Here is a 25,924-nt window from a genome sequence, read left to right as displayed (position 1 = left end):
CAGGAAGTGATTACGCAGTTGAAAATTCGATGTTTGTTCACGGCGCTAATTGCTTGCCTGGCGTTGTCCTCCGTTGCCGCCATTGATTCAGCCGAGGTTGTACCGGCAGAGCTTTTGCAGGCGTGGTGGGTGGATGGGAGCGAAGGGCTGGATATTTCCGGTCTCAGCCTCTGCCGCGGAGAGCTGGTTGCGGTAGCCGACAAGGCCTCAGACCGCTTTTTCTCGCTGAATCCGCGTTTAGGCGAGCCCAGCGTGGCACTGGTGGCGCGGCCTGGGTTCGCGCCGCCGGGACTTCCTGCCGATCAACCTGTCTCTCTGAAAGCGCGAGCCCTGCATGTTGCCAGCGTTGACCTGAGTATGGACTTCGAGGGTGTGACATGTGACGACGACCAATTTTTCTTGCTGAGCGAAAGGCACAATCGCCTGGCGTCTCTCGAAGCGGGTGGGGGTGTTGCACAATGGACGCAACAAAAGTGGTTGGAGTCGGCGCAGGCTGCGGGTTACCTGCATCATTTCAATGGCGCCAGCGAGGGCGTGGCGAAAGTAGGTGACGATTTCTGGATTGCACTTGAGCGCAACCCGCGGGGCCTGCTCAGGCTGAAGCCGGGAGACCTTGAGGGGCAGGATTTTTTTCAGATTCCACCGGTTGCCGGGCTCAATTTTCGCGGCTACTCCGAAGATATCGCGGGTTTGGCATATTTCGCCGGTAGCCTGTATACCCTGGAGCGCAACGCCTACGCCGTGTGTCAGCGGTCACTTTCAGATTTGACGGCGAACTGGTGTGTCACTTACCGGCATATCGAGAGAAATCCTGAGTACCGCTACCGTACAGATCAGTACGGCAAAGGGGAGGGCCTGGCTGTCGACGAGCGGGGCATTTATGTGGTTCTGGATAACAATGGCGATGCCCGAGTAAAAGATAAATCGGACACCCGGGGGTTGCTACTGCTGCTTTCCCATCCAGGCGCATCCGAGAAGCGACAGCTGCCGTGACATCTGACCGGCTAAAAATTTTGCTGGAGGAAGTTCGCGGCTGCCGGTTGTGCGAGGCTAGCCTGCCGCGCGGGCCGCGGCCGGTGTTGGCTGCTGCAAGATCAGCCAGGTTGCTGATTGTTGGCCAGGCGCCGGGAACCCGTGTGCATGAGACCGGAATTCCCTGGAACGATCCTTCCGGTGATCGTCTGCGCAGCTGGCTGCAAGTTGATCGCGAGGTTTTTTACGATCAGTCTCGAATTGCCATTGTCCCGATGGGGTTTTGTTATCCGGGGCGCGGCAAGGGTGGTGACTTGCCTCCGCGTCCCGAGTGTGCCCCTGCATGGCATGCGCGTTTGCTGGCTGAGTTGCCGAATATTCAGCTGACTTTGCTCATTGGTCAGTACGCCCAGCGATATTACCTGCCGCACTGGTATGGCAGTATCAGCGAAAATGTCCGCCACTATGCCGACGCCTTGCCGTCAGGTTTTTTCCCCTTGCCCCATCCCAGCCCGCGAAATACCCTGTGGCTCAAGCAGCGCCCCTGGTTTGAGGAAACCGTGGTGCCGGCGCTGCGATCCCGGGTAAAAAAGATTTTATAGGTCAGTAATGCAGATTCCGGCAAATGTGAAGATTCACCCCTCGTGGTATGCAGTGTTGCAGCCAGAATTCAGTAAACCTTATATGGCGGAGTTGAGGGATTTTCTCCAGCAGGAAAAGCAGGCAGGTAAAACGATTTTTCCCCCGGGTGGGCAGATCTTCAATGCGTTTAACTCCACTCCGTTTGACCAGGTAAAGGTCGTGATACTCGGGCAGGATCCGTATCACGGTGCCGGCCAGGCGCACGGACTGTGTTTTTCGGTCATGCCGGGGGTGCGCATACCGCCGTCGCTGCAGAATATCTACAAGGAACTTGCTACTGACCTTGGTATTGAGCCGCCGCAGCACGGCTGCCTGCAGCCCTGGGCAGAGCAGGGGGTTTTGTTGCTGAATGCCACGCTGACAGTGGAAGAGAGTCGCGCGGGCGCGCATCAGGGGCGAGGCTGGGAGCAGTTTACCGATGCCGCCGTTCACGCCCTGGCCGAACAGCGCGATGGCCTGGTCTTCATCCTGTGGGGGAGTCACGCGCAGAAAAAGGGCGGGTTTATCGATCGCAACCGGCATTTGGTTTTGAGCGCGCCGCATCCCTCTCCGCTGTCCGCGCATCGGGGCTTTTTTGGCACCCGGCCGTTTTCCCAGGCCAACCAATGGTTACAGGAGCATGGTATGGCGCCGGTCAATTGGGCATTGCCGGCGGCCAGTGCATTGCGACGGGTTTCGGTGGAAATCTGACCTCAGGCGAGCGGGTCAGCATCCGCGTCATACGGCAGGTCTGCAAGCGTCAGCGGTCTGCCGTCCTGAAGCTGGATCACTGCATTTTCGGCGACTTTGGACTTCGTCAGTACCGCCAGTAATTCGATTCCGCTTTCCGCTGCGCAGGCGTACACGAGGTTGCCAATACTGGAACCGCCGTCAGCGCTGAAGATTTCTGCCCCGGGCTCTGGGATGTCCTGCCCCTCGGCTTTTGCCAGGAACATGCGGCGCTTGGCTGCGCCGAGGTACTGCATCCTTGCCACAACCTCCTGGCCCGTGTAACAGCCCTTCTTAAAGCTGACGCCGCCGAGAAGATGCAGGTTGAGCATTTGTGGAACAAACATTTCACTGGTCGAAGCGTGGAGTTCCGGCACACCTGCGGCAATCAGCTGCTGTTGCCATTTGCGGTAACTGGCGGGTTTTGCAGGCGTATTGGCCAGCTTTTGCCACAGATCCGCGGCCTGTTCCTCTGCGACAAGTAACGCGACGGTGCGCTCGTGCAGCATACAGGCCAGGGCCCGGGTGCCGTTGTGGTCGAAGGGAATCAACTGACCGGGAATCAGGTCGTTCTGGCTGTTGTGGGAAAGGCTCAGCAAGTGGCTGGCACGCGCTCCGGCATCGTGCCCGCATAGGCCCAGCCAGCGGAATTCTCCCTCAAGGGACTTGAGTTCGGTCTTGAAAAATACCGCGTACTTTTTCAATGCGGTCAATGCCAATGGGGCCAGATCCCGAGGCAGCAGTAGCAGGAATTCGCTTTGGTTAATTTTCAGCGCGTGAAATGCGCTGATCATGCGCCCCTTTGGGTTGCAGTGACTGCCAAGAGTGAGGTGCTCGTCGGGCAGGTTGATCAAATCACAGGTGAGCTGTCCCTGCAGGAATTTCTGGCTGTCCGGGCCGGTGACGGAAATCGCCCCCAGTGGGCTCAGGTCGATCAACTGGAGTTCAGGATGCGCACTGCTGTCTGGAAAATCGGCTGCACCCGCGTACCATTGGGCGCCTTGGCTGCTCAGGTACTCCTGCCACTGCTGTTGATCCATGTTGTACTCGCTGTATTGGATTTGCGGAAATTGGGTTGCAGTATCTGGGGGTTTGTCGCTGAATTTCAACCGGGGCGTGTTTGTGCCGGGTACGTTATACTGCGCAAATTCTAACTTGGTAACGTATGCGTTTGAGAGGGTAGTATGGATCGCAATCGCCTGTTTTGGGCTAGCCGACGGGGAATGCTGGAACTTGATCTGGTGTTGCTGCCGTTTCTGGATAACGTTTACGAAACCCTGGATCCTGAGGATCAGCAGCGCTATATCCGGCTTCTGGACGAGCAGGATCAGGATCTGTTTTCCTGGTTCCTGCGCCGTGAGGATCCGGAGGATCCGGATCTGAAACATATTGTGCAGATCATTCGTGACAATACCGGTTTGCAGGACTGAATCGCCTGCTTCTTCCCTATACCGGGCCGGGCTCGCCGCTGCCAACCCTGAGCGCAGCGCGAGACTGACCTGTGAGCTTCGGCCCTCGCGCTTCTTGCGGGGGCTTCTCGTTCTGGCGACATGCCAGTCACTTCTGTTGTTGTGGGGTTCCCCTCTTTACTGGATGTTCGCGGGCCTGGGCTCTTTGCTGGTGCTGGCTGTTGCGTATTTTGACGCCGGGCGCCTGCGGTATTCGTGCGGCCGCCTCTCAACCAGTGAGCGGCGCTGGTACTGGCATGCGGCGGGCGGGGTGCAGCGGGCGTTCTGTTTACGTGGGGAGCTGGTCGTGTGGCGCTGGCTTGTCGTGATCAATGGGTGCTATGTCGATGGCGGCCGGCTCAGGCTGGTGTTGGCACGAGACGCCATGTTGCCCGACGACTGGCGCCGCTTGCAGGTGGCGTTGCGCTATTCACGCACCACCTGAAGCGGTCATCCCTGTGCTGCTGTTATTCCGGGTTCAGCTGGCAGGGCCAATGAAATGGCGCTGGTCGGCGAAGTTTGCAGGCACCAGAATAGTGTCCATGGCCAATTCCCGCAGGCCCGGGTAGTCGAGCGAGTAATGCAGGCCCCGGCTTTCGCGCCGGTCCAGTGCGGACTGAATGATCAGATCCGACACCACCGCCAGGTTCCGCAGTTCAATCAGGTCGCTGGTGATGCGATAGTTGGCATAGAACTCGAGGATTTCCTTCTGCAGCAATTTCACCCGGTGCTCGGCCCGCAGCAGACGCTTGCGCGTGCGCACAATGCCCACGAAGTCCCACATAAAGCGCCGCAGCTCGTCCCAGTTGTGGGAAATCACGACATCTTCATCCGAGTCCGTCACCCGGGAGGCATCCCACGCGAGCGCGGGGCGGGGTGGGGAAACCTTGTCGATGGTGCTTTCGATATGCATGGCCGCGGAGCGCGCGTAGACCACGCACTCCAGCAGTGAATTGCTGGCCAGCCGGTTGGCTCCGTGGAGACCGGTAAACGTGGTTTCCCCTATGGCATACAGCTGATCCAGGTCGGTGCGACCGTGTTGGTCCACCATCACGCCGCCGCAGGTGTAATGCGCAGCCGGAACGACCGGGATCGGTTCCTTGGTGATATCGATCCCGTACTCAAGGCAATTGCTGTAGACCGTGGGAAAATGTTCCCGCACAAACTTCGGGTCTTTGTGGGATATGTCGAGGTAGACGCAGTCGGCGCCGAGGCGCTTCATTTCGTGGTCGATTGCGCGGGCGACAATATCCCGCGGAGCCAGCTCGCCGCGTTTGTCGAAGCGCTGCATAAAACGCTCGCCGTTCGGGAGCTTGAGCTGTGCGCCCTCGCCCCGCAGCGCCTCAGTGATCAGCATGGACTTGGCTTTGGGGTGGTACAGGCAAGTTGGGTGGAACTGGTTGAATTCCATATTCGCCACACGGCAGCCCGCCCGCCACGCCATGGCAATGCCATCACCACTGGCGCCATCCGGGTTGCTGGTATAAAGGTACGCTTTGCTGGCACCGCCTGTGGCCAGTACCACCGCCCGGCCCTGGAAGACCTCCACCTCTTCCGAGGCCTTGTTGTACACATAGCAGCCGGCACAGCGGAAACGGCCGGTAGTGGAGTCCGGCTGGCGGATCAGATCCAGGGCGATGTGATGTTCGAAGCAATCGATGTTGGGGGTGTTGCGAACCCGCTCAATCAGTGTGCTGTGCACGGCGCGGCCGGTAGCGTCGGCGCTGTGAATGATGCGCCGGTGACCGTGCCCACCTTCCTTTGTGAGATGGTATTCACCATCCTCTTCGCGGGTGAAGTCGACCCCCTGGTCGATCAGCCACTGAATGGCCTCGCGGCTGTTTTCCACCGTGAAGCGCACGGCATCCGGGTGGCAGAGGCCGGCTCCTGCATCTAATGTATCCGCTACATGGGCGTCTACTGAGTCAGATTCGTCCAGTACTGCGGCGATACCGCCCTGGGCAAACCAGGTGGAGCCGTCCCGCAGGCGCTGCTTGGAAAGCAGGGCGACACGATAGCTGCCTGCCAGGTGCAGGGCCAGGGTCAGCCCGGCTGCGCCGCTGCCGACCACCAGTACGTCGTAACTGTTCAACTGTGCGTTTGCTTGTTCGCTCATGGAGTTTTATTAGTCTTTAGGGGCGCGTAGTATACGACATCTTGAAAATTACTGATTTGTCAGGAACTTATGACCGATCAACAGTGTCTTGTACACAACAGAATAAACTCGCGCTCTCCGGCCACATCGCTGCGCCGTGAGGGGCAGGTTGGGAGTAGGGGATGACAGCGCAACAGGCGTCACCAAGTGACAGCCAGCTGGTAGAGCGGGTTCAAAAAGGGGACAAGCGCGCCTTTGACCTGCTGGTATTGAAGTACCAGCACAAGATCATGGCGGTAGTGAGTCGCTACATCAACGATCATTCCGAAGTAAATGACGTAACCCAGGAGGCTTTTATCAAGGCCTATCGGGCGCTCAAGAACTTTCGCGGTGAGAGCGCTTTCTACACCTGGATGTACCGCATTGCCATCAATACGGCCAAGAACCATCTCGTCTCCCGCAGTCGCCGCCCGCCTTCATCGGATGTTGATCTGGAAGATGCAGAGTACTACTCCGGCGCGGATGCCCTGAGAGATATCGATACCCCGGAAAACCAGCTGTTCCGCGACCAGTTGGCGGCCACCGTAAACCGGGCCATACGCGATCTGCCGGAAGATCTGCGCTCGGCAGTCACGCTGCGCGAGATGGAAGGTTTGAGCTACGAGGAAATCGCCGAGGTCATGGGCTGTCCTGTGGGAACCGTGAGATCGAGGATCTTCCGGGCCCGCGAGGCAATTGACCGTGCGGTGCAGCTGGTGATGGCCGGGGAGCCCGAGCCGGTAGACGGGCGCGGTTGAGCGTCTAATCTTTATGCAGCTTTGTTTCAATATAACCAAAGCCGGGTAGGCGAGATGTCTCTCATAGGTAAATGTTGAGTGAAATCACACAATTTTTGCCTGCCAGATAAAACTTTTGGCCACACGCCCGGTCTCAAGTACCAACAAGCAGGGTGCGATACAGCACCTATGGGATTGCACTGAAAGAGGGTTGACCCGTATGTCACACGGGAATCATCAGCAGCGTCTGAACGAGTCACTGTCTGCCTTGATGGACGGTGAGGCCAGTGAACTCGAAATCCAGCGTCTGCTCAAAGAAAGTTCGGCCGGTAGCGGCTCGGATGACCTCGGGCTGCGCTGGTCGCGTTATCAGCTCGCTGCGAGCGTGATGCGGGGCGAGCAGGTGGCGCCGGTTGACCTCGGGTTGGCCGCCAGGATCTCTGCCGCCATCGACGATGAGCCGCTGCACAATGTGCAGCCCGATGTGGCCGCCAATGATGTTGGTGCCCGCAGCCGCTGGTGGCGTCCGCTTTCCCGTGGTGCCGTGGCGGCAACGGTCGCTTTTGCGGCGGTTCTGGGTGTGCAGCAGATGCAGCAGCCGGCAACGACTGGCATCGGTGTCGAGTTGGCCGCTGAAGTTGAGCGGCCTGCCCAGCAGCCGGTGCAATCTGTGCCCAGGCCGAGTGGCTTTTATGTTCCTGCCCTGAATACCCGCTCTGTTTCCACCATGCCGCTGGTTACGCCAGAGCAGCGTGGTGTGGGCCAGCAGAGTGTCCCGGTGCAGTTGGTGCCTTCTGCAGATTTGATGCGGCATCTAAATCGGGTAATGGTCGAGCATTCGGAGCAGGCGGCCCAGATGGGTAGTCAGGGCATGGTGCCGTTTGCCCGTGCGACGTATGGTGAGCAGCCGCCTGAATAGCGGCCTGCTTGTCGGACTGCGGTATATTCTGTGGCCGGGTAAAGACCCGGTCGCCGGCAGAAAACCGGTGCATGTACGATATCCCGATAACCATTAATAGAGTTGTCATGCTGAAGCGAATCGAATTCATTCCGAACAAAGCCAACAGCTTGCTGTTGGCTTTGTTGTTAGTGGCGCCCGCCCTTAATGCCCAGCAGAGCGGGTCTGAAGGCGAGCGGCAGGGCGCCGGATCACTGGCCACGCAGTCTGGCTCGCCGGCTGGCGGAGAACTCCTACGGCCGCCGCTGCTGATCGCTGCGCAGGCCGAGGGCAGTGGTGAGCCCCAGGCTGAAGACCGGGCTCCGGCCTACTGGCTAAACAAAATGGCTGAAGCCGTAACCAGCCTTGAATATCGGGGGCTGGTCACGTTTGAGCATGTCGGAATGCTTGAAACGCTGGAAGTCGTGCGCGGAATTCGCGGTGGTGAACTGGTGGAGCGTGTGCGGTATCTCAGTGGAACCTCCCGGGAGCTGGTAAGTCGCGGTCACGATGCGCACTGCCGTCGCGAGGGTAGCCCTTTATCCCGTGCGGGCATCTGGAGTCGCAGCGGGCAAGAAAATGTACAGGCGCTCTACCATGTTTTACTGCGCGGCGATGAGCGGGTGGCTGATCGCGACGCGGTGGTGCTGGAGCTGCGGCCAAAGGATGTGCATCGCCTGGGTATGGTCGTCAGCGTTGACAGGCAAACCGGGTTGCCGCTCAAGTCGCTGCTCGTTAACGCCAATGGCCAGATCTTGGAGCGCTACCAGTTTGTACAGCTCGACCTGTCACCGGTCAGCGACAAGGATTTGGCGGCACATACGGATTCTGCGCGTGAAACCGATACCATGGCTGCCTGCGGCAGCATTGTGAGCCGTTGGCAGGTGCGCTGGATTCCTCCTGGGTTCAAGGCGGTGGCTGCCCGGGAAGTCGAGAATGGCGAAATGCTCGTTTACAGTGATGGGCTCAGCGTGTTCACGGTATTCATCCAGATGCTCGGCCCGGAAATGAATTTTAATGGGCGCGCGGTGCGGGGGGCGACAGTCGCATACATGGATCACGTGCTGGAGGGCGAGCAGCGCTATACCATTACTGTAGTGGGCGAAATCCCGGTGCAGACTGCGCAGCTGGTGGCCCGTGCGATTGCAGCCAAAAATTGATGGATATTGACGGCAGGGAAACCTGGCGAAGTTTGTTCAAATGCTCTCATGGGCAAACAGGTGGACTAACGAAATGATCGAAGAGCGGGGCAGAATTGTAGCCCTCGGCGGCGATGGGATTTGGGTTGAAACTGTGCAGCGCAGCAGCTGTCACGGCTGTGCGGCCAAGTCCGGTTGCGGAACTGGGCTGCTCAGCGATTTCTGGTCCAGCGCGTCGCGCGTTTACGTGCCTGTGCCGCAGCGGCAGCTGTCCAGTTTGGGGTTGCACGATGCAGTGGTCATCGGGATATCTGAAAATACGCTCGCGACCAGTGCCCTTGTTGTCTACCTTTTGCCTCTGGTTGGCCTGCTGGTCGGTGCGCAGGCCGGTAATGTGCTGGGTGCTGAACCCCTGGCGATTGCCGGGGCATTGTTCGGTTTGGTGGCTGGTGGAATCGGCGTACGCTGGTTTGGCCACCGCAATCGCAGCAATCCTTCAATGACCCCACAGTTCCTGCGGGCGGAGATAACCCAGCCCTGTGCTACGCCCGTCGACTGGAGCGAGCTTCCAAAGCCCTGACTGTTATTGGCTCTGGCTTACCTTTCTGTGAGTGGCACCTGCTTCGCCCGGAAGCAACCTTCTGGCCGAACCATGCAGATTCCGGGTGCCCCTCCTTGTCTTTTCCTACACTGAAAGCTGAGCTGTCCGGGCTCACAACCCTTCTATACGATCCTCAAGATTTCTCCCCGGAGGGGGGCTATGGTCGAAGTGCACAGCTACCCAGAGAGTTGGCCGCTGAAGACATCTTTCGTGATTTCCCGAGGTGCCCGCACTCAGGCGGATGTGGTGGTGGTGGAGTATTCCTCTGGCGGCATTACCGGGATCGGCGAGTGCACCCCCTACGCACGTTATGGCGAGAGCGTTGAGTCGGTTATGAGCGAGATCCGCGCGCTCGTGCCGGCACTGGAGCAGGGGCTTACACGGGCCGGGCTCCAGACTGCAGCGCCGGCCGGCGCTGCACGAAATGCGATTGACTGCGCGATGGCGGATTGGAACTCGAAGCAAAATGGTGCGGGTCCGCCGTTTTCTATGTCCCTGCCGACCGTGCAAACACTGGTAATCGGCTCGCCGGAAGCCATGGCAGAGGCGGCTGTGGTGGCGGTGGGGCGTGGGGTGACGGTGTTGAAGCTGAAACTCGACAGGGAGCTGGTGTTGCAGCGTGTGGAAGCGGTGCGGGCCGCAGCGCCCTCTGCGGAGCTGGTCATTGATGCGAATGAGGCCTGGCGCGGAGAGGGGTTGCCGAAGCTCTGTGATGCCCTGGCTGAACGCGGCGTGGCAATGCTGGAGCAGCCCTTGCCGGCGGCAGAGGATGAACTGCTGTCACGCTTTGCGCATCCGCTGCCTATCTGCGCCGACGAAAGCTGTCACACCCGCAAAGACTTGCCGCGATTGCGGGGGCGGTACGACATGTTGAACATCAAGCTGGATAAAACCGGTGGTCTCACTGAAGCCCTGGCGCTCGCCGAAGAAGGGCGACGCATGGGGTTTGAGCTTATGCTGGGGTGCATGCTGTGCACTTCGCGCGCGGTGCGCGCGGCCTGGCCGCTGGGCGATTGGGCGCGTTTCGTGGATCTGGATGGGCCTACCTGGCTGGCCCGCGACGTGGAGCCATTGAGGTTTGACGGCGGGCGTGTCTATTGGACTTGAATGTTTGGGGCGGTCGCCCAATTCATACCTCCGGTCTGATTGGTTGCTACTCGCTGTAGCACAACAGGCGGGTCATGACGTCGAGATAGGCTTCACTGGCGGCATCGGCCGAAATGGGGGGGTACTCGAGGGTGATGCAGTGGTGCTGCTGTTCTGCGCACCAGGTGCCAAATGATCCGGGGGTCTGGTAGCCCACATCGCTGACGAGGGGGAGTTCGATATTTTCCGCCAGCCAGTGTCCCAGGGGGCTCTGCTGCGGGTCTTCCACGCAGGCCAGCGGTTCGTGAATCGACACAATCCATGCTGGCGACAGTTCCTGAATCAGCCTGCAGAGTGCCTGGGTTTCGGGTTCTGAGCCAGGGTTGTCGCCGGTGGAAAGGTATACGTCGCGGGCTTCGGCCGCGCTGTTCCAGCGATATTCCGTGCCGCCCGGGCGCCAGTTTGAGGTGGCGAAGTTGCGGTTGAGGTCAACACCGTTGGCATTCGCGCGGATGCCCAGCTGGCAGCCGTCCGGGTTGACCGCCAGGATCACATGGTGGCGGAGCTGCCCGTTGGCGAGTGAGCGCAGGGCGCACGACAGCGCCACGACGGCGGCTACCTCGTCGCCATGGGTACCGGCCATTATGATACCGGAACTGTGTTCCACGATTTCCGCAGGGAAGTAAAACAGTGGCGCGCCCAGTACTGATTGGCCGTACGGGTAGCGCTGGTGGTGAAACTGTCCGCGTTGCTGTCGGGGGCGCAATTCTGGCATGGGCGTCTTAACACTGTTTTACACTGGATGATGCGAACTTTCTCCAAGAAAGCCCAACTAATAAGGTGCTAAACGCAGGAAAGTGTCTCCATCACTTCGCTGCTCAGCAATGAGGCTCCCCGGAATATTAGTGAATACCGGCGGCGGCAACATTGTTCGAAGGATAATTTGTCTGTTAACGCAATTCTGAAAATTAGAAGGGCTTATTAGGGGTAACAAAATATGGTTACACGCTGTACGCAGTTTCTCATTGCGCTTTGTTTCCTGGTTTCCACGGCTGTCGATGCGCGCGGGTTTCCCGAGCTCACGGGGCTGATCGAGCAGAACTCCCCGGCGGTAGTGAAAATCAACACTCTTGAGCGCGCCCGTACTTCCAGTAACCGGGTGCCGCCGCAATACCAGCAGGACATTCCGGATATCTTCCGCCACCTGCTGGAGCCCCCACAGCGGCAACAGCGTCCGGTAGCCAGCATGGGATCCGGTTTCATCATTTCCGAAGATGGATATGTGGTCACCAATAATCACGTCGTCGATGGCGCGGATCAGGTTCAGGTGACCCTGACGGATCGGCGTGAATTTGATGCCAAGGTTATCGGCACCGACCAGCGGTCAGATCTGGCGCTGCTGAAGATTGACGCCAGGGATTTGCCAACCGTGCGCTGGGGCGATTCGGAGAGGATCAAGGTTGGTGAATGGGTAGTGGCCATCGGCTCTCCATTCGGGCTCGATTACTCCGCCAGCGCGGGCATCGTGAGTGCGATGGGGCGCAGCATCCCCAACGAGAGTCGCGAAAACTATGTGCCGTTCATTCAGACGGACGTGGCCATCAACCCGGGTAATTCCGGCGGGCCTCTGTTCAACCTCGAAGGTGAGGTGATTGGCATCAATTCCCAGATCTATACCCGTAGCGGTGGGTCAATCGGCCTGTCATTCGCGATTCCCGCCAGTTTGGCTCAGGACGTCGTCGCGCAGCTGCGGGAGAAGGGGCGGGTTGACCGCGGTTGGCTTGGCGTGGGTATCCAGGATGTAGATCGCAAGCTGGCCACAGCTATGGGCCTGGGTAAGCCCACCGGTGCGCTGGTGGGGCAGCTGGAGGCCGGTTCCCCTGCGGACAAGGCTGGCATTCTGGTTGGTGACGTGATCACCCGCTTTGATGGTCACAAGATCCATATGTCCGGTGACCTGCCGCACGTGGTTGGCCAGACTCGCCCGGGCTCCGATGTGCCCGTGGTACTAATGCGGGAAGGCAAAGAGCGCAAGCTCAGTGTGCGGGTTGGTGCGCTGCCTGGTGAGGGCGAGGAGCAGCAGGCCAGTGTCCCGGCCACAACCGACGTCGGCGGGCGCCTTGGGCTTGTGGTTGACGATATCCCCGAGGGGCTCAAGCAGCGCCTGGGGGTAGAGAGTGGTGTGGTGGTCAAGCAGGTAGTACCCGGCAAAGCTGGCGCCAATGCGGGCCTGCGTAGTGGCGACATTATTGCCCAGCTTGGTTTTGAAGCGGTGGAAACCGTCAGCGACTACGAAAAAATCGTGAAAAAGCTGCCCTCAGGAGAATTGCTGCCTATTCGCTTTTTCCGGGGAGGCCAGCCGACTTTCCGCACCATCCAGATTGAAGAGGAGTGATCCTCTGGCAAAGTGAGTAAACGCGGGGCTTCGCGGGCTGGTTGCAGCCCCGAAGCCCTTTGCTTATCGGCACTCCCGACGCACTGGATGCACTTTTCGCGCAACCTGTTAGACTTGCGCCCACAGTGCGGCCTGGTCCGCTTATTAACTCACTGATTTTTAAAAGGTTTTACCCTCGCAGTGGCCACTGATCTCTCCCATATCCGCAATTTCTCCATCATCGCCCACATCGATCACGGGAAATCCACCCTCGCCGACCGGTTCATTCAGGTCTGTGGCGGACTTTCCGACCGTGAAATGGCCGCCCAGGTGCTCGATAGTATGGATATCGAGCGAGAGCGGGGTATTACCATCAAGGCCCAGAGCGTAACGCTCGACTACACCTCGCGGGATGGTAAAACCTACCAGCTGAACTTTATTGATACCCCCGGCCACGTGGATTTCTCCTATGAGGTATCCCGATCCCTGGCGGCCTGTGAAGGTGCGCTGCTGGTGGTGGACGCCGCCCAGGGTGTGGAAGCGCAGTCTGTGGCTAACTGCTACACGGCAATCGAGCAGGGGCTCGAAGTCATTCCTGTCCTGAACAAGATGGACCTGCCACAGGCCGAGCCGGAAAAAGTGGCTCAGGAAATCGAAGACATCATCGGGATCGATGCGACGGAAGCAACGCGCTGCAGTGCCAAATCGGGCCTCGGTGTGGAAGATGTCCTGGAAGATATCGTGCGCCTGGTGCCACCGCCGGAAGGTGATGTGGATGCGCCGCTGCAGGCGCTGATCATCGACTCCTGGTTCGACAGCTATCTGGGCGTTGTGTCTCTGGTGCGCGTGGTTCAGGGCACCCTGAGAACCAAGGACAAGATCGTTACCAAGTCTATTGGCCGGCCGCATGTGGTTGACAGCGTGGGTGTGTTTACCCCGAAACGCAAGGAAACCGGGGTGCTCAAAGCCGGTGAAGTGGGCTTCGTTGTGGCTGGTATCAAAGACATCCACGGCGCGCCCGTGGGCGATACCCTCACCCATGCCAAGGGTGCGGAAGAGGTGCAGATGCTGCCGGGATTCCAGCGCGTCAAGCCGCAGGTATATGCAGGCCTGTTCCCGGTCAGTTCCGATGACTACGAGACCTTCCGCGATGCGCTGGACAAGCTTTCCCTGAACGATGCCTCCCTGTTTTACGAGCCGGAGACTTCCGATGCGCTGGGCTTCGGCTTCCGCTGTGGTTTCCTCGGCATGCTGCATATGGAAATCATCCAGGAGCGCCTGGAGCGGGAGTACGATCTCGACCTGATTACCACGGCACCGACGGTAATCTACGAGGTGCTGTTGACCAACGGTGAACTGGTCAATATGGATAACCCGTCGCGCATGCCTGACCTGGGCATGATCCAGGAGATGCGCGAGCCGATCGTGGAGGCAAACATCCTGGTGCCGCAGGAGTATCTGGGCAACGTCATCACCTTGTGTGTTGAAAAGCGTGGTATCCAGAAAGATATGCAGTACGTGGGTGGCCAGGTATCACTGCGCTACGAGCTACCGATGAGTGAAGTGGTCATGGATTTCTTTGATCGCCTTAAGTCTGTCAGCCGCGGTTTTGCGTCGCTGGATTACAATTTTGTGCGTTTTGAACCGGCAAAACTGGTTCGTCTTGATATCCTGATCAACGGCGAGCGGGTGGACGCACTTGCGGTTATTTTGCATCGTGACAACGCTCAGACTCGCGGTCGCGCACTTGCCGAAAAAATGAAAGAGCTGATCCCGCGACAAATGTTTGACGTGGCGATCCAGGCAGCGATTGGTGGGCAGGTGATTGCGCGTACCACCGTCAAGGCGCTGCGCAAGAATGTCACTGCCAAGTGCTATGGTGGCGACGTGACGCGAAAGAAAAAGCTGCTCGAAAAGCAGAAAGCCGGTAAGCGACGCATGAAACAGTTGGGACGGGTAGAAGTGCCCCAGGACGCATTCCTCGCTGTACTGAAAGTGGATAGCTGACGGAAGCGCTGCGCCGGGTGAGGCTTGATGCACATCCGGCGCGACAGCCAGAATGTTAATAACAGCGGATAATTTAAGAACAAGAGACGTGTGAATGGATATCAACTTTCCCCTGATTTTGCTGCTTCTTGTGGCGGTCACCGGCGCAATCTGGTTGTTTGATGCGTTGTTTCTCGCTCGGGGGCGCCGGGCTGCTGCCGCCAAAGCCGCTGGAGAAGGTGTGCACGGCTCTGAAGCAGTGCGGGAACCGGTACTGGTTGAGTATGCGAAGTCCTTTTTCCCGGTGCTGGCGATTGTCTTTGTTCTGCGCTCATTCCTGGTCGAGCCGTTCCAGATCCCTTCGGCCTCAATGGATCCGACCCTCATCGAGGGGGATTTCATTCTGGTGAACAAGTTCGCCTACGGCCTTCGTCTCCCGGTGTCCCGTACCAAAGTGATGAATCTGGGAGAGCCGAAGCGCGGGGACGTCATGGTGTTTTTCCCTCCGCACATGAACGACACCTACTATATCAAGCGGGTGATCGGCCTTCCGGGGGATGAAATCCGGGTGGTCAATAACGTGCTGTATATCAACGGCAAGGTGGCGCCGCAGGAGCTGATTCAGGCCCTGCCGCCAGGCAACCCACAGAAGGAATTCCTGTGGGAGGAGATCGATGGCAAGCGCCACCTGATGGCGAAGCGCGTGACACCGAGTCGCTACGGCAATACCCGCACCATTGTGGTACCGGAAGGTCACTATTTCATGATGGGAGACAATCGAGACAACAGTCTGGATAGCCGCGAATGGGGTTTTGTGCCGGAGAAGGACATTGTCGGCAAGGCCTTTGCAATCTGGATGCATTGGGACAAACTATTGAGCCTGCCAAGCTTTGAGCGGGTAGGTGGTATCGAGTAAGGCTCGAGTTACTGAAACCGTAATAGAACACAACGATAAATCGGTGAAACAACATGACAGAGCAACGACGTTTTTCCCCGCGCCAGAATCTGATTCGTCAGCGTGGCATGAGTTACTGGGGGTGGCTGTTTGTTTTGGCGGTATTTGGCTTTGGCCTGACCATCGTCTCCAAATTGGGCCCTGGCTATATTGACGCATACTACGTTGAAGAAGGGCTGCAGACATTGTCAAAGATCGACAATGTTCGCGACCTCACCAATGCCGAGATCAAGCGTGAGTTGGGCCGTTACTTTACGATTAACAATGTGCGCGGGGAGCCTCTCAAAGCGGTGAAGGTGATCCGCGGTGCCGACAGTACTCTGGTCAGTATCAATTACGAGCTGCGTCAGCCTCTGTTCAAGAACGTGGACGTAGTGATGAAGTTCGACAAACAGCTGAATACAGTGAAGCCGGAACTCTGCTGCGAGCCTCTGGTTGACCTGGAACAGTTCCGAAGAGATGACATATAGACGGTGACAGACCTTCTGCTACAAAGGCTCAGCAAGCGGCTGGGCCATCAGTTTACGCGTGAGGACTTATTGAAGCTCGCGCTTACCCACCGTTCCCATGGCAGCCGCAATAACGAACGGCTTGAGTTTTTGGGGGACTCCATTCTCGGGTTCTCCATCAGTGCCGCCCTGTTTGAAAAGTTCCCGGAAGGCCGTGAGGGGCAGATGAGTCGTTTGCGGGCGCAGCTCGTGAGTGGTGAGACACTGGCCAAGCTGGCCAAGGAACTGGAGATCGGCGAGTGCCTGTTTCTGGGTGAGGGCGAGATGAAAAGCGGCGGTCACCGTCGCGCTTCAATCCTTGCCGATGCCGTCGAGGCCATCATCGGTGCCATTTATCTTGATGCCGGTTTCGAGGCTGCCCGCCAAAGAGTATTGGCCTGGTTTGCTCCGAGACTGGAAAACCTTTCACTGGAAACTGCCAAGGATCCGAAGACTCGCCTGCAGGAATGGTTGCAGGCGCGCCAGAAGCCGCTGCCGGAATATTCTGTATTGGAAGTCGGCGGTGAAGAACACTCCCAGGAATTTGTGGTGGAGTGTCGGGTCGCGGGTCTCAAGGAGCCAGTGAAAGGCATGGGTAGTAACCGGCGCGCGGCCGAGAAGGCGGCCGCGACGGCGGCATACGCCCGACTGTCCGGGCAGGACTGATCCTATAATCGGCCCCAGGTCACCAATTAATCGCGTTAACATTCATTGCGCCCTGAAGCGCGGAGATTTCTCTTGAGCGAACAACCTTCCCGTTGTGGGTACGTGGCCATTGTCGGTCGTCCGAACGTGGGTAAATCCACGTTGTTGAATCATATTCTCGGGCAGAAGATCTGCATCACGTCCCGCAAGCCCCAGACTACCCGGCACAATATGCTGGGGATCAAAACCGAAGGTCCGAACCAGATTATTTTCGTGGATACCCCGGGTCTGCACGCGGATCAGGAAAAGGCGATCAATCGTTATATGAATCGCGCCGCGGTAAGTTCCACCAGGGATGTGGACGTGGTGGTGTTCGTGGTCGAACGGGCGCGCTGGACAGAAGGTGACGAGCTGGTCGCGCAGAAGCTTCGCGGTTTGAAGTGCCCCCTGATTGTCGCGGTGAACAAAGTTGACCAGCTGGAGGACAAGGGCGACCTTTTGCCCCAGTTGCAGGCGCTTTCCGAGCGATTCCCACAAGCGGAAATCGTGCCTCTATCCGCGTTGCGCAACACGAATCTTGAGTCTCTCGAGAGCGTGATCATTGGTCACCTGCCCGAGAGTATTCATTTCTTTGAAGAAGACCAGATTACGGATCGCAGTTCCCGTTTTCTGGCCGCGGAAATTGTCCGTGAAAAAGTCATGCGTCAATTGGGGGCTGAAATCCCTTATGCAGTCACCGTTGAGGTTGAAGAGTTTGCTCAGGAAGGCAAGGTTCTGCATATCAGCGCGGCTATTTTGGTGGAGCGCGACGGCCAGAAGAGGATACTGATCGGCACCAAGGGTGAGCGGATCAAGCAGATAGGGCAGCAGGCGCGCCTGGATATGGAGCGGCTGTTTGACAGCAAAGTGATGCTGAACCTGTGGGTGAAGGTGAAGTCCGGCTGGTCCGACGACGAGCGAGCGCTGCGCAGTCTCGGCTACATCGACAAGCAATAGAGTGTAGGGGTGCGCCGTGCAGCAACTGCCGCCTCAACCTGCCTATATCCTCCACTCCCGCCCCTTTCGCGATACGAGTCTCATACTGGAACTGCTGACGCCGGATTACGGCCGCATTGCCTGTATTGCCAAAGGGGCGCGCCGTGACAAGCAGCGCCGGCAGCAGGCGCTGCAGCCATTTTCGCCGCTGCTGGTCACTCTGCTTGGGCGCCACGATCTCAAGACACTCGGGCCGGTTGAGGCGGCGGGGCAGTCTATTTGGCTGAAGGGGCGGGCAGTGTATGCCGGGCTCTATGTGAATGAGCTGCTTGTGCGTTTGTTGCCGGAGGGCGATGCCGTAGAGTCAGTGTTTGCGGCCTACCAGTCTTTGCTGCCGCAGCTGGCCGGGTTGGACCCGGATTCCAACAGGGCGTTGGAAGAGCCGCTGAGGCGATTCGAACTGTTGCTTTTGCAGGCGCTTGGGAGCTTGCCACCGCTGGACATGTGCCCGGTCCTGGGGCAGGCGATCGAGCCTGAATTGACGTACAGACTGACCATCGAGGATGGATTTGTACCGGTAGTGCTGCCTGTCGGTCGCCCACCGGGTGCCGCGGAGTTTCCTGGTGCTGGACTGCTGGCTCTGGCCGCAGCACAGGATGGTGGACCGATGGGCGACCAGTCGCTGCATTCCGCTAAGCGCCTCACGCGTCTGTTGCTTACGCCACTTCTGGGCGCGAGACCATTAAAAAGCCGGGAACTGTTTCGTCAGGTTTATCTGGCGGACTAACCGGTGTTTCCAGTCAGTCTGACGGTTCAGTGAGTTCGTTTCCATGACCGAACAATGCTTCCAGATCCTGTTCTGCGGCCCAGTCACGCAAGTTTTCAATCTCTTTTAGCACCTGCTCTAACAGCGCAGGATCCAAGTCTACGGTGTCGTTGTCCAGTTGCGGGCGAAGGTGTTCTTGCAGTTTGCTCGTCGCCGCGCGCAGGCGTGGAACTCCGCAGTAACAGCAGCCTCCATGCACGCGATGAACTATCTCAAACAGACCCTGATAATCTTTCTCCCGGGTCAGTTGGTTGATCTGCAGTGTGTCCTCGTGGAGGCTGCGCAGTAGCATCTGCAAAAGGTCACGGGCCAGTTTGGGATCCTGGTTGCATAGGCTGAGGCTCTCGCTGATATCGACCAGGCGGGGCTCCAGCGGTGACGGTTCGGCACTTCCCTGCTGGACATTGATCTCCATCCAGCGCTTGATGGTGTGTGCCAGCTGGACTTCTCCGATCGGCTTGCTGAGGTAATCATCCAGGCCTGCACTCAAAAGGCGTGACTTTTCTTCAGTGCCAACATGGGCCGTCAGGGCGATCACCGGCGTGCGGCGACCGGTTTCCTCTGCACGTATCAGGTTGGTGGTTTCGATACCGTCCATTCCCGGCATCTGGATATCCATAAAAATCATGTCAAAGTGCTGATTGCGCCACAGTTTCAGCGCTTCCTCGCCACTGGCGGCCGTCTGGGTTTCGACATTCTGGGCCCGCAGAAGCTCGTTCATGAGCAGCCGGTTGGCCTCGTAATCGTCGACAACCAGCACCCTTGGGCGGGCCGGCCAGGGCAGGCTGGGGATGCCGCCAGTCACCGGCCTCGTGTGAGACTGGTTTGGTATCGCACGTTTTAGCGCCCGCAGCAGTCCATCGCGGCTGACTGGCTTGCCCACAAATGCAAGCACGCGGGTTCGCAGGGTGTCATAGCAGCGACGCAAATCCATGGGGGAGCCCTGGATGATGACCCGGCACTGGCAAGTGTCCACAAGCTTCTGTACCGAAGACACGAATGCATCAAAGTCATCTTTCCAGAGGCCGGAGTCGATGATCACCGCGTCCGGTAGGCCATCGTGACGCCACATTTGTTCGAGTGCGGGCAGCAGGGTTGCACTGTCACAGTGCTCCAGCGGCTCTACTCGCCATTGTTGCAGCATCTGATGAATCTGCTGGCGGGTGAGCGGGTTGGGGTCAGCAAGCATAATCCGGCAGCGGGGGAACTGTTCCCGTGTAACGGCGCTGCGATTGCGGTCAATGACCAGTGGGATCTGGAACCAGTAGGTCAGGCCGCCCTCTTCGTTTTCAATTATGCCTATATCCCCCCGCATGGACTGGATCAAACGCAAAGCGATATTGAGCCCCATGCCGTTATTGCTGACCTGGGGTTGATGGATATCACGGTGTTTCAGCAGTTGCCTGAGTTCCCGGCGCGTCTTCTCCTCGGCAAGGTTGCCGATATCGGTGACGCAGATACGCGCCACCAGCTCTGCATCTTTGCCACTCTGAACGGTGATTCTTACCGGGATACTGCCCTTTTCTGAACAGCGGATAGCGGTACTGACGAGATTGGTCAGAATCTGCTTGATGCGCAGTGGGTCGCCGATCTGGGATGGCGGCAACTGGGGATCGATAAACGGCACCAGATCCAGCTGGTGTTCGTATGCGTATGGCGCCAGGATCTGTAGTGTCTCTTCCAGCACCTGGCCGAGGTTCATCGGGGTATGATCTAGAACCAGGTTGCCGGACTCGATGCGGGAGAAGTCGAGAATATCATTGATAGTGGTGAGCAGGCTCTCAGATGAACGCTGGATGGTCTGCAGGTAATCCCGCTGTAGCTCGTCCATCTCCGTTTTCAGCAAGAGATTGGTGAAACCGATAATGCCATTGAGCGGGGTGCGGATTTCATGGCTGGTATTGGCCAGAAACGTAGATTTGACCTGGCTGGTCTCAATGGCTTTTTTCTTGGCCAGCTCCAATTCAATGTTTTGTTCTTCCATCGCATCGAGCGACTGGCGCAGGTCGTCCATCGATTGCTGCAGGCTTTCCTGGTATTCCCGCTCGTTGTCGGTGAGGCGGGCAGCCATTTCGTTGATCTGTGTGCTCAGTTGATGGAGTTCCAGATTGCGGAGTTCAGTGGTTCGGGCAGAAAAGTCTCCACGGCCAATGGCGTCAAGGGTCTCGCGGAAGCGAGCCAGGCTCTGTGCGGCCTTCTCCGACAGGAAGACTGCCCATACCAGGGCTGCGAGCGCGCAGGCGATCATGCCGAGCAAGCCAATGAGTACGATTTGATAGGTACCAACGAGAAAGTAGGGCCGATGCAGCTCTATCGCCAGCCAGCAGTGAATGGTGCTTCCTTTGAGGGGGTGAACCACCTGCAGGCTGTGAATGTCTTCGTATATATGGGCCGGTTTGCCCACGAGCTGCTCCGCAGAAAACTGGGTTCTGGGTGTCGGTCCGACACTGGAAATGAGGCTGAGCTCGGCATCGCCGGCGTCATTGAGGTCACGTCGATACAGTTGGACGGAACGAATCATGTCTCGTTCGAGCATCAGGGCCATCAAGCTTTTGTTCAGCCACTCAATCCGCTCTTCGAACGGATGGCCATCACTCAGGTAAATGAGCTCCACCAGTTGCTCTGCACTTGCGCGCCCGTGGCTGAGCAGCAGGTCGCGGCGATCATGCATCTGCTGGAGGGCAAAGAGCACGCTGAGCACCAGGGCCAGTATGAGCGCGGGGGCTAGGGCGTAGATAAACAGGATCGCCCGCAGCGAGCGCAGGCGCGGCTGGCGGGCTGCCCTGGCGTGGTCGACAGTACTGCGGGCGGTCGATTCGGCTCGGGTGTGCATCGCATCAGATCCTGATGGTGTTGCTCCGGTCGATAGGGGCTGTTGGTAGTCGGCCATGTCTAGCGCACTGCATTGAGTTATTTTTGTCCGATTCTACCCCTGCAATCGGCGGATGACACCCGCAAAATGGTGTATTGACCGCGATAAATCCTGCGGGAGGGAGTGGTGGAGTTCGCAGGGATGCCTGTGCGGGGGTAGAATGTGCGCCCGCGTCCCCGTATGAAACTGAAGTAGCTATGGAATACCCGACGATTGCTGATTGTGTAGGCAATACCCCACTGGTGCGGCTGCAGCGTATGGCCAGCCACACGTCCAGTACGGTACTGCTGAAACTAGAGGGGAATAATCCCGCGGGGTCGGTCAAAGACCGGCCGGCCCTGTCGATGATCAGCCATGCTGAAGCCCGCGGGCAAATACGCCCGGGCGATACGTTGATCGAGGCTACCAGTGGCAATACGGGGATCGCCCTGGCGATGGCTGCAGCGATCAAAGGTTATCGAATGATCCTGATTATGCCGGAAACCGCCACTGACGAGCGCAAGGCTGCCATGACAGCCTACGGTGCCGAACTGATACTGGTTTCCGGTGAGCAGGGTATGGAAGGTGCGCGGGATCTGGCACTGGAAATGCAATCCCAGGGGCGGGGGCTGGTATTGGATCAATTTTCCAATGCCGACAACCCCTCTGCTCATATCGAGACCACCGGCCCAGAGATCTGGCGTCAAACCGGTGGTGAGATTACACACTTCGTGTCTTCCATGGGAACCACCGGCACCATTATGGGCTGTAGCCGCTTTCTCAAAAGCCAGAACCCGGCGATCCAGATTGTCGGATTGCAGCCGACTGAGGGCTCTGCGATCCCGGGAATCCGGCGTTGGCCCCAGGCTTACCTGCCGAAGATTTTTGTCCCGGAAAATGTCGACCGGGTTATGGATATCAGTCAGGACGAGGCCGAGCAGATGACGCGCAGGCTGGCCCGCGAAGAAGGGATTTTCTGCGGGGTGTCCTCTGGCGGCGCGGTCGCCGGTGCGCTGCGGATTGCCGCAGAGGTGGAGAACGCCACGATCGTTGCGATTATCTGCGATCGCGGTGATCGTTACTTGTCATCAGGCCTGTTCGACGTGGAAGCCCGCTAGCAAGTGGGCTTGTGAAGAATGAATAAATAGAACCCTCGCCGCGAGTAATACATTGGTACAGGTAAGAAAGAATTATCCCCGACTGAAAGATGGCAGCCTTGACCGGGAGGCGTGGCTACGCCATATCCAGGCCATGGCGAAACTGGATGGCGGGGCACTGGTTACACTGCGTCACGCGGTGGAGCTCAGTGAAGACGCCGAGCAGAAAGCCATTGAGGCGGAGAATATCTGGGTAGAGGGAACCAGCAGTTTCCTCACTGGCCTGGAAATGGTGGAAATCCTCGCAGATCTGCAGATAGACGGAGAGGCGCTGTGCGCGGCGATGCTCTACCGCGCTGTGCGCGAGAAGCGCTTGCCGCTCAAGACGGTCGAACAGGAAATGGGTGAAACCGTCGCCAAGCTGATTCGCGGGGTTCTGCGCATGGCGGCGATCCGAAACCGCACGGCAGATACCGGTGAGGAGGGCCAGAGTGGTGCGGTAGAAGAGCACTCGGAAAACATTCGCCGCATGCTGGTGGCGCTGGTGGACGATGTCCGGGTGGCGCTGATCAAGCTGGCAGAGCGCACCTGTGCGATACGCGCGGCCAAGAAAGCGGATGAAGCGAAGCGCCGCAGGGTCGCCCGGGAGGTTGCTGATGTGTATGCGCCCCTCGCGCACCGTCTGGGCATCGGGCATATCAAGTGGGAACTTGAGGATCTCTCTTTCCGCTATCTGGAGCCCGACGACTACATGCAGATCGCCCGGCTTCTCGATGAAAAGCGTCTGGCCCGCCAGGAGTACATCGACGATGTCCTGAGCCTGCTGCGCAGTGAGCTGGCGAAAGCTGAAATTGAAGGCGAGGTGTACGGACGGGCCAAGCACATCTACAGTATTTGGCGAAAAATGCGCCGCAAGAATATTGGCTTTTCACAGGTTTATGATATTCGTGCGGTTCGTATCCTGGTGCCTACGGTGCGGGACTGTTACGCCGTATTGGGCATAGTGCACAACCTGTGGCGCAATATCCCGAACGAGTTTGACGATTACATCGCATCCCCCAAGGAAAACGGTTATCGCTCGCTGCACACGGCGGTCATTGGGCCAGAGCGGAAAGTGCTGGAAGTCCAGATCCGGACCTTTGCCATGCATGAGGAAGCCGAGTACGGCGTATGTGCACACTGGCGCTACAAAGGAACCGATAAGAAGTCCGGGCAGCTGGATGGGCAGGACGGATACGAACAGAAGATCTCCTGGCTGCGTCAGGTGCTCGACTGGCACGAAGAAGTGGGCGGTAATCCCCTTGAGGATGATCTGCAGGCGAGTCACGTTGACACCCGTATTTATGTCTTCACTCCGGATGGGCACGTGGTTGACCTTCCACGTGGTGCGACGCCGCTGGATTTTGCCTACAAGATCCACACTGAAATCGGCCACCGCTGCCGTGGGGCGAAGGTTGATGGGCGAATCGTGCCGCTCAACCACGAGCTGCAGACGGCCAATCAGGTGGAAATTCTCACCGGGAAGCGGGAGGCTCCGAGCCGGGACTGGATTTCAAAAAGCCTCGGCTATATCACCACCTCGCGAGCGCGGGCGAAGGTCATTCACTGGTTCAAGCAGCAAGCCAGGGATCAGAACATCGCCGACGGACGCAGTATCCTGGATGGTGAGTTCAAACAGCTGGCACTGATTGATTTTGACTTCGAAAAGCTCGCCAGCAAGTTGAACATGCATTCTCTGGACGACCTGTATGCCGCGGTGGGCGCGGGAGATATCGGTGTCGGGCAGGTACTTAATGCTGCCCAGCGTATGGTCAAGGTGGCCCACAGCGAACCGGTATTGCCACTGGCCGCGCCGGTAGCCCGCGAAGGGCATGCCGATGTTTACATCGACGGGGTAGGCAACCTGCTGACGAACATTGCCCGCTGCTGTAATCCCTTACCTGGCGATGACATCATGGGGTACATCACCCTTGGTCGCGGTGTCTCAATTCACCGTAAAGACTGCGCCAATATGTTGCGAATGCAGGCCGAGGAACCAGAGCGGATTCTTCAGGTGGAATGGTCGCAAAAACCAACCGAGGTGTACTCGGTGGAAATCATGGTTGAGGCCTATGACCGCCACGGCCTGTTGCGTGACGTGACCACCATGCTGGATAGTCAGCGGATTAATATCACGGCGATGCAGACGCACTCGAACAAGCACAAGCACACCGTGGATATGGTGATCACGGCAGAAATTCACAATTTTGAAGAATTGAGCCAGGTACTGCACCGAATCAACCAGTTGCCGAACGTGGCTTCCGCGAGACGCCGGATACTGCACTGACCATTGGCGGGGTCTCGCGCAGCGGGTTGCGCTCGCAGTAATAGGGGAGAAGTTGGATGCAAGAAAAGTCGCTGTTTTCGGTAGAGGATCTGCAGTTTCTCATGGGGCAACTGCGCAATCCGGATGGTGGCTGCCCGTGGGATCTCAAGCAGACATTTGCCACCATCGTTCCCTCGACGATCGAGGAGGCTTACGAGGTTGCCGAGGCCATTGAGCGGGAAGATTTCGGCCATCTGAAGGAAGAGCTTGGAGACCTGCTGTTTCAGGTGATCTTCTATGCCCAGCTCGGGCGTGAAGAAGGTCATTTCGACTTCTCGGAGATTGTCGATACCCTGGTGCGCAAGCTGGTTCGCCGTCACCCGCATGTGTTCCCTAGCGGCGAACTGTATGGCGACAACGCCAACACCGGCATTGATGAAGAGCAGATCAAGCAGAACTGGGAAGCGATCAAAGCGTCAGAGCGGGAAGCCAAGGGAGAGTCCGGGGTGCTGGGCGGGGTTGCTGCCGGCTTGCCGGCGCTGACGCGAGCCGCAAAACTGCAGAAGCGCGCGGCCCAGGTCGGGTTTGACTGGCCGCAAATTGATGGTGTTTTGGCCAAGGTGGAAGAGGAGATTGGAGAGCTGCGCGAAGCGATCCAGTCTGGAGACCTCGATCATGCGCAGGAGGAGCTCGGGGATCTTTTGTTTGCCTGCGTCAACGTTTCCAGGCACCTGAAGCAGGATCCCGAGGCCGCGTTGCGACACTGTAATCGAAAGTTTGAACGCCGCTTCGGGCAGGTCGAAGAAAGCCTCCGTGTGGAGGGCAAGCAGCCAGCGGATGTAACGCTTGAGGAACTCGATCGCCTGTGGGATATGGCTAAAAATCAGGAGCGTCGCTGAAGCGCGCCCTTGTGCCAGGATTCTGCCATCCCCCGGGCAATTTTGGCCAGACCGCCTGCAGGCTTGTCCTGCGTGGGGCCAAAGTGTAAGGTAGCGCTCTTTTTAACGGCGAGCCCCGG

The 25,924-nt window shown here is 58.2% G+C and carries 24 protein-coding genes; 20 read left to right on the top strand and 4 right to left on the bottom strand.

The features are described 5' to 3' along the window. Positions 1-18 precede the first annotated feature (18 nt). The 3 genes from ACNKU7_RS05170 (at position 19) to ung (ending at position 2,304) form a co-directional block, all read left to right on the top strand. Entirely contained in the window at positions 19-993 is a 975-nt protein-coding gene (locus ACNKU7_RS05170) for a hypothetical protein (protein ID WP_418295898.1), read from the top strand. An 83-nt stretch (positions 994-1,076) separates the two neighbouring features. Next, on the top strand, positions 1,077-1,574 hold the full coding sequence (locus ACNKU7_RS05165) for a uracil-DNA glycosylase family protein (RefSeq protein WP_418296134.1): 498 nt from the start codon (positions 1,077-1,079) through the stop codon (positions 1,572-1,574). 7 nt (positions 1,575-1,581) lie between these two features. Beyond that, entirely contained in the window at positions 1,582-2,304 is a 723-nt protein-coding gene (gene ung / locus ACNKU7_RS05160; protein ID WP_418295897.1) for a uracil-DNA glycosylase, read from the top strand. Positions 2,305-2,306: 2 nt separating this feature from the next. Here the strand turns inward: ung and ygfZ are convergent, their stop codons facing one another. Next, the gene (gene ygfZ / locus ACNKU7_RS05155; RefSeq protein WP_418295896.1) at positions 2,307-3,362 is read right to left on the bottom strand and encodes a CAF17-like 4Fe-4S cluster assembly/insertion protein YgfZ; all 1,056 of its coding nucleotides are present in this window, start codon (positions 3,360-3,362) and stop codon (positions 2,307-2,309) included. A gap of 144 nt (positions 3,363-3,506) precedes the next feature. Between ygfZ and ACNKU7_RS05150 the strand changes: the two genes are divergently transcribed. Beyond that, positions 3,507-3,752 carry an FAD assembly factor SdhE gene (locus ACNKU7_RS05150; protein ID WP_418295895.1) on the top strand — a complete coding sequence of 82 codons (246 nt, stop codon included), beginning with the start codon at positions 3,507-3,509 and terminating at the stop codon, positions 3,750-3,752. Continuing rightward, positions 3,727-4,215 carry a protein YgfX gene (locus ACNKU7_RS05145; protein WP_418295894.1) on the top strand — a complete coding sequence of 163 codons (489 nt, stop codon included), beginning with the start codon at positions 3,727-3,729 and terminating at the stop codon, positions 4,213-4,215. Before ACNKU7_RS05150 ends, ACNKU7_RS05145 begins: the two co-directional genes overlap by 26 nt. Before the next feature lie 33 nt (positions 4,216-4,248). Here the strand turns inward: ACNKU7_RS05145 and nadB are convergent, their stop codons facing one another. Further along, a complete protein-coding gene (gene nadB, locus ACNKU7_RS05140) occupies positions 4,249-5,886 on the bottom strand; it encodes an L-aspartate oxidase (protein WP_418295893.1) in 1,638 nt (545 codons plus the stop codon). 161 nt (positions 5,887-6,047) lie between these two features. Between nadB and rpoE the strand changes: the two genes are divergently transcribed. From rpoE to ycjG, 5 genes are all read left to right on the top strand, one after another. Continuing rightward, entirely contained in the window at positions 6,048-6,662 is a 615-nt protein-coding gene (rpoE, locus tag ACNKU7_RS05135) for an RNA polymerase sigma factor RpoE (RefSeq protein ID WP_418295892.1), read from the top strand. Positions 6,663-6,861: 199 nt separating this feature from the next. Continuing rightward, a complete protein-coding gene (locus ACNKU7_RS05130; RefSeq protein ID WP_418295891.1) occupies positions 6,862-7,560 on the top strand; it encodes a sigma-E factor negative regulatory protein in 699 nt (232 codons plus the stop codon). 107 nt (positions 7,561-7,667) lie between these two features. Then, positions 7,668-8,738, top strand: coding sequence for a MucB/RseB C-terminal domain-containing protein (locus ACNKU7_RS05125; RefSeq protein WP_418295890.1), 1,071 nt, complete (start codon positions 7,668-7,670; stop codon positions 8,736-8,738). Between the two features lie 73 nt (positions 8,739-8,811). Next, on the top strand, positions 8,812-9,297 hold the full coding sequence (locus tag ACNKU7_RS05120; protein WP_418295889.1) for a SoxR reducing system RseC family protein: 486 nt from the start codon (positions 8,812-8,814) through the stop codon (positions 9,295-9,297). A 180-nt stretch (positions 9,298-9,477) separates the two neighbouring features. Further along, the gene (gene ycjG / locus ACNKU7_RS05115) at positions 9,478-10,425 is read left to right on the top strand and encodes an L-Ala-D/L-Glu epimerase (protein ID WP_418295888.1); all 948 of its coding nucleotides are present in this window, start codon (positions 9,478-9,480) and stop codon (positions 10,423-10,425) included. Positions 10,426-10,471: 46 nt separating this feature from the next. On the opposite strand, the gene mpaA is transcribed toward ycjG, so the two are convergent. Further along, positions 10,472-11,179, bottom strand: a complete 708-nt coding sequence (gene mpaA, locus ACNKU7_RS05110; RefSeq protein WP_418295887.1) for a murein tripeptide amidase MpaA — start codon at positions 11,177-11,179, stop codon at positions 10,472-10,474. Between the two features lie 222 nt (positions 11,180-11,401). Here mpaA and ACNKU7_RS05105 point away from each other — a divergent pair, with 222 nt between their 5' ends. The 7 genes from ACNKU7_RS05105 to recO all read left to right on the top strand — a co-directional run bounded on the left by ACNKU7_RS05105 (position 11,402) and on the right by recO (position 18,614). Continuing rightward, on the top strand, positions 11,402-12,799 hold the full coding sequence (locus ACNKU7_RS05105; RefSeq protein ID WP_418295886.1) for a DegQ family serine endoprotease: 1,398 nt from the start codon (positions 11,402-11,404) through the stop codon (positions 12,797-12,799). A gap of 180 nt (positions 12,800-12,979) precedes the next feature. Beyond that, positions 12,980-14,785 carry a translation elongation factor 4 gene (gene lepA / locus ACNKU7_RS05100; protein ID WP_418295885.1) on the top strand — a complete coding sequence of 602 codons (1,806 nt, stop codon included), beginning with the start codon at positions 12,980-12,982 and terminating at the stop codon, positions 14,783-14,785. A 94-nt stretch (positions 14,786-14,879) separates the two neighbouring features. Beyond that, positions 14,880-15,680, top strand: a complete 801-nt coding sequence (gene lepB / locus ACNKU7_RS05095; protein WP_418295884.1) for a signal peptidase I — start codon at positions 14,880-14,882, stop codon at positions 15,678-15,680. Positions 15,681-15,733: 53 nt separating this feature from the next. Further along, complete coding sequence (locus tag ACNKU7_RS05090) at positions 15,734-16,189, top strand: DUF4845 domain-containing protein (protein WP_418295883.1); 456 nt, start codon at positions 15,734-15,736, stop codon at positions 16,187-16,189. 3 nt (positions 16,190-16,192) lie between these two features. After that, on the top strand, positions 16,193-16,873 hold the full coding sequence (rnc, locus tag ACNKU7_RS05085; protein ID WP_418295882.1) for a ribonuclease III: 681 nt from the start codon (positions 16,193-16,195) through the stop codon (positions 16,871-16,873). Between the two features lie 72 nt (positions 16,874-16,945). After that, positions 16,946-17,848: a GTPase Era gene (gene era / locus ACNKU7_RS05080; protein WP_418295881.1), complete on the top strand. Its 903-nt coding sequence runs from the start codon at positions 16,946-16,948 to the stop codon at positions 17,846-17,848. Positions 17,849-17,864: 16 nt separating this feature from the next. Further along, complete coding sequence (gene recO, locus ACNKU7_RS05075) at positions 17,865-18,614, top strand: DNA repair protein RecO (protein WP_418295880.1); 750 nt, start codon at positions 17,865-17,867, stop codon at positions 18,612-18,614. A gap of 13 nt (positions 18,615-18,627) precedes the next feature. On the opposite strand, the gene ACNKU7_RS05070 is transcribed toward recO, so the two are convergent. After that, positions 18,628-21,486 (bottom strand): response regulator, encoded by a 2,859-nt coding sequence (locus ACNKU7_RS05070; RefSeq protein ID WP_418295879.1) that lies wholly within the window; start codon positions 21,484-21,486, stop codon positions 18,628-18,630. A gap of 236 nt (positions 21,487-21,722) precedes the next feature. Here ACNKU7_RS05070 and cysM point away from each other — a divergent pair, with 236 nt between their 5' ends. Genes cysM through mazG form a run of 3 tightly spaced genes read left to right on the top strand, consistent with a single transcriptional unit; the run spans position 21,723 to position 25,805 of the window. Then, on the top strand, positions 21,723-22,622 hold the full coding sequence (gene cysM / locus ACNKU7_RS05065; RefSeq protein ID WP_418295878.1) for a cysteine synthase CysM: 900 nt from the start codon (positions 21,723-21,725) through the stop codon (positions 22,620-22,622). A 52-nt stretch (positions 22,623-22,674) separates the two neighbouring features. After that, entirely contained in the window at positions 22,675-24,927 is a 2,253-nt protein-coding gene (gene relA / locus ACNKU7_RS05060; protein WP_418295877.1) for a GTP diphosphokinase, read from the top strand. Positions 24,928-24,983: 56 nt separating this feature from the next. Next, the gene (mazG, locus tag ACNKU7_RS05055) at positions 24,984-25,805 is read left to right on the top strand and encodes a nucleoside triphosphate pyrophosphohydrolase (RefSeq protein WP_418295876.1); all 822 of its coding nucleotides are present in this window, start codon (positions 24,984-24,986) and stop codon (positions 25,803-25,805) included. The last annotated feature ends 119 nt before the right edge of the window (positions 25,806-25,924 follow it).

The sequence above is a fragment of the Microbulbifer weihaiensis genome (assembly GCF_048323715.1).
Classification (GTDB): Bacteria; Pseudomonadota; Gammaproteobacteria; order Pseudomonadales; family Cellvibrionaceae; genus Microbulbifer.
This window is presented reverse-complemented; position numbering and strand designations above follow the sequence as displayed.

Coding starts and splice junctions, on each gene's coding strand:
- ACNKU7_RS05120 (WP_418295889.1), top strand. CDS start 8,812: ATGATCGAAGAGCGGGGCAGAATTGTAGCCCTCGGCGGCGATGGGATT.
- ACNKU7_RS05070 (WP_418295879.1), bottom strand. CDS start 21,486: ATGCACACCCGAGCCGAATCGACCGCCCGCAGTACTGTCGACCACGCC.
- ACNKU7_RS05105 (WP_418295886.1), top strand. CDS start 11,402: ATGGTTACACGCTGTACGCAGTTTCTCATTGCGCTTTGTTTCCTGGTT.
- lepB (WP_418295884.1), top strand. CDS start 14,880: ATGGATATCAACTTTCCCCTGATTTTGCTGCTTCTTGTGGCGGTCACC.
- rpoE (WP_418295892.1), top strand. CDS start 6,048: ATGACAGCGCAACAGGCGTCACCAAGTGACAGCCAGCTGGTAGAGCGG.
- mazG (WP_418295876.1), top strand. CDS start 24,984: ATGCAAGAAAAGTCGCTGTTTTCGGTAGAGGATCTGCAGTTTCTCATG.
- ygfZ (WP_418295896.1), bottom strand. CDS start 3,362: ATGGATCAACAGCAGTGGCAGGAGTACCTGAGCAGCCAAGGCGCCCAA.
- mpaA (WP_418295887.1), bottom strand. CDS start 11,179: ATGCCAGAATTGCGCCCCCGACAGCAACGCGGACAGTTTCACCACCAG.
- ACNKU7_RS05090 (WP_418295883.1), top strand. CDS start 15,734: ATGACAGAGCAACGACGTTTTTCCCCGCGCCAGAATCTGATTCGTCAG.
- ycjG (WP_418295888.1), top strand. CDS start 9,478: ATGGTCGAAGTGCACAGCTACCCAGAGAGTTGGCCGCTGAAGACATCT.
- cysM (WP_418295878.1), top strand. CDS start 21,723: ATGGAATACCCGACGATTGCTGATTGTGTAGGCAATACCCCACTGGTG.
- ung (WP_418295897.1), top strand. CDS start 1,582: ATGCAGATTCCGGCAAATGTGAAGATTCACCCCTCGTGGTATGCAGTG.
- ACNKU7_RS05125 (WP_418295890.1), top strand. CDS start 7,668: ATGCTGAAGCGAATCGAATTCATTCCGAACAAAGCCAACAGCTTGCTG.
- nadB (WP_418295893.1), bottom strand. CDS start 5,886: ATGAGCGAACAAGCAAACGCACAGTTGAACAGTTACGACGTACTGGTG.
- ACNKU7_RS05150 (WP_418295895.1), top strand. CDS start 3,507: ATGGATCGCAATCGCCTGTTTTGGGCTAGCCGACGGGGAATGCTGGAA.
- ACNKU7_RS05130 (WP_418295891.1), top strand. CDS start 6,862: ATGTCACACGGGAATCATCAGCAGCGTCTGAACGAGTCACTGTCTGCC.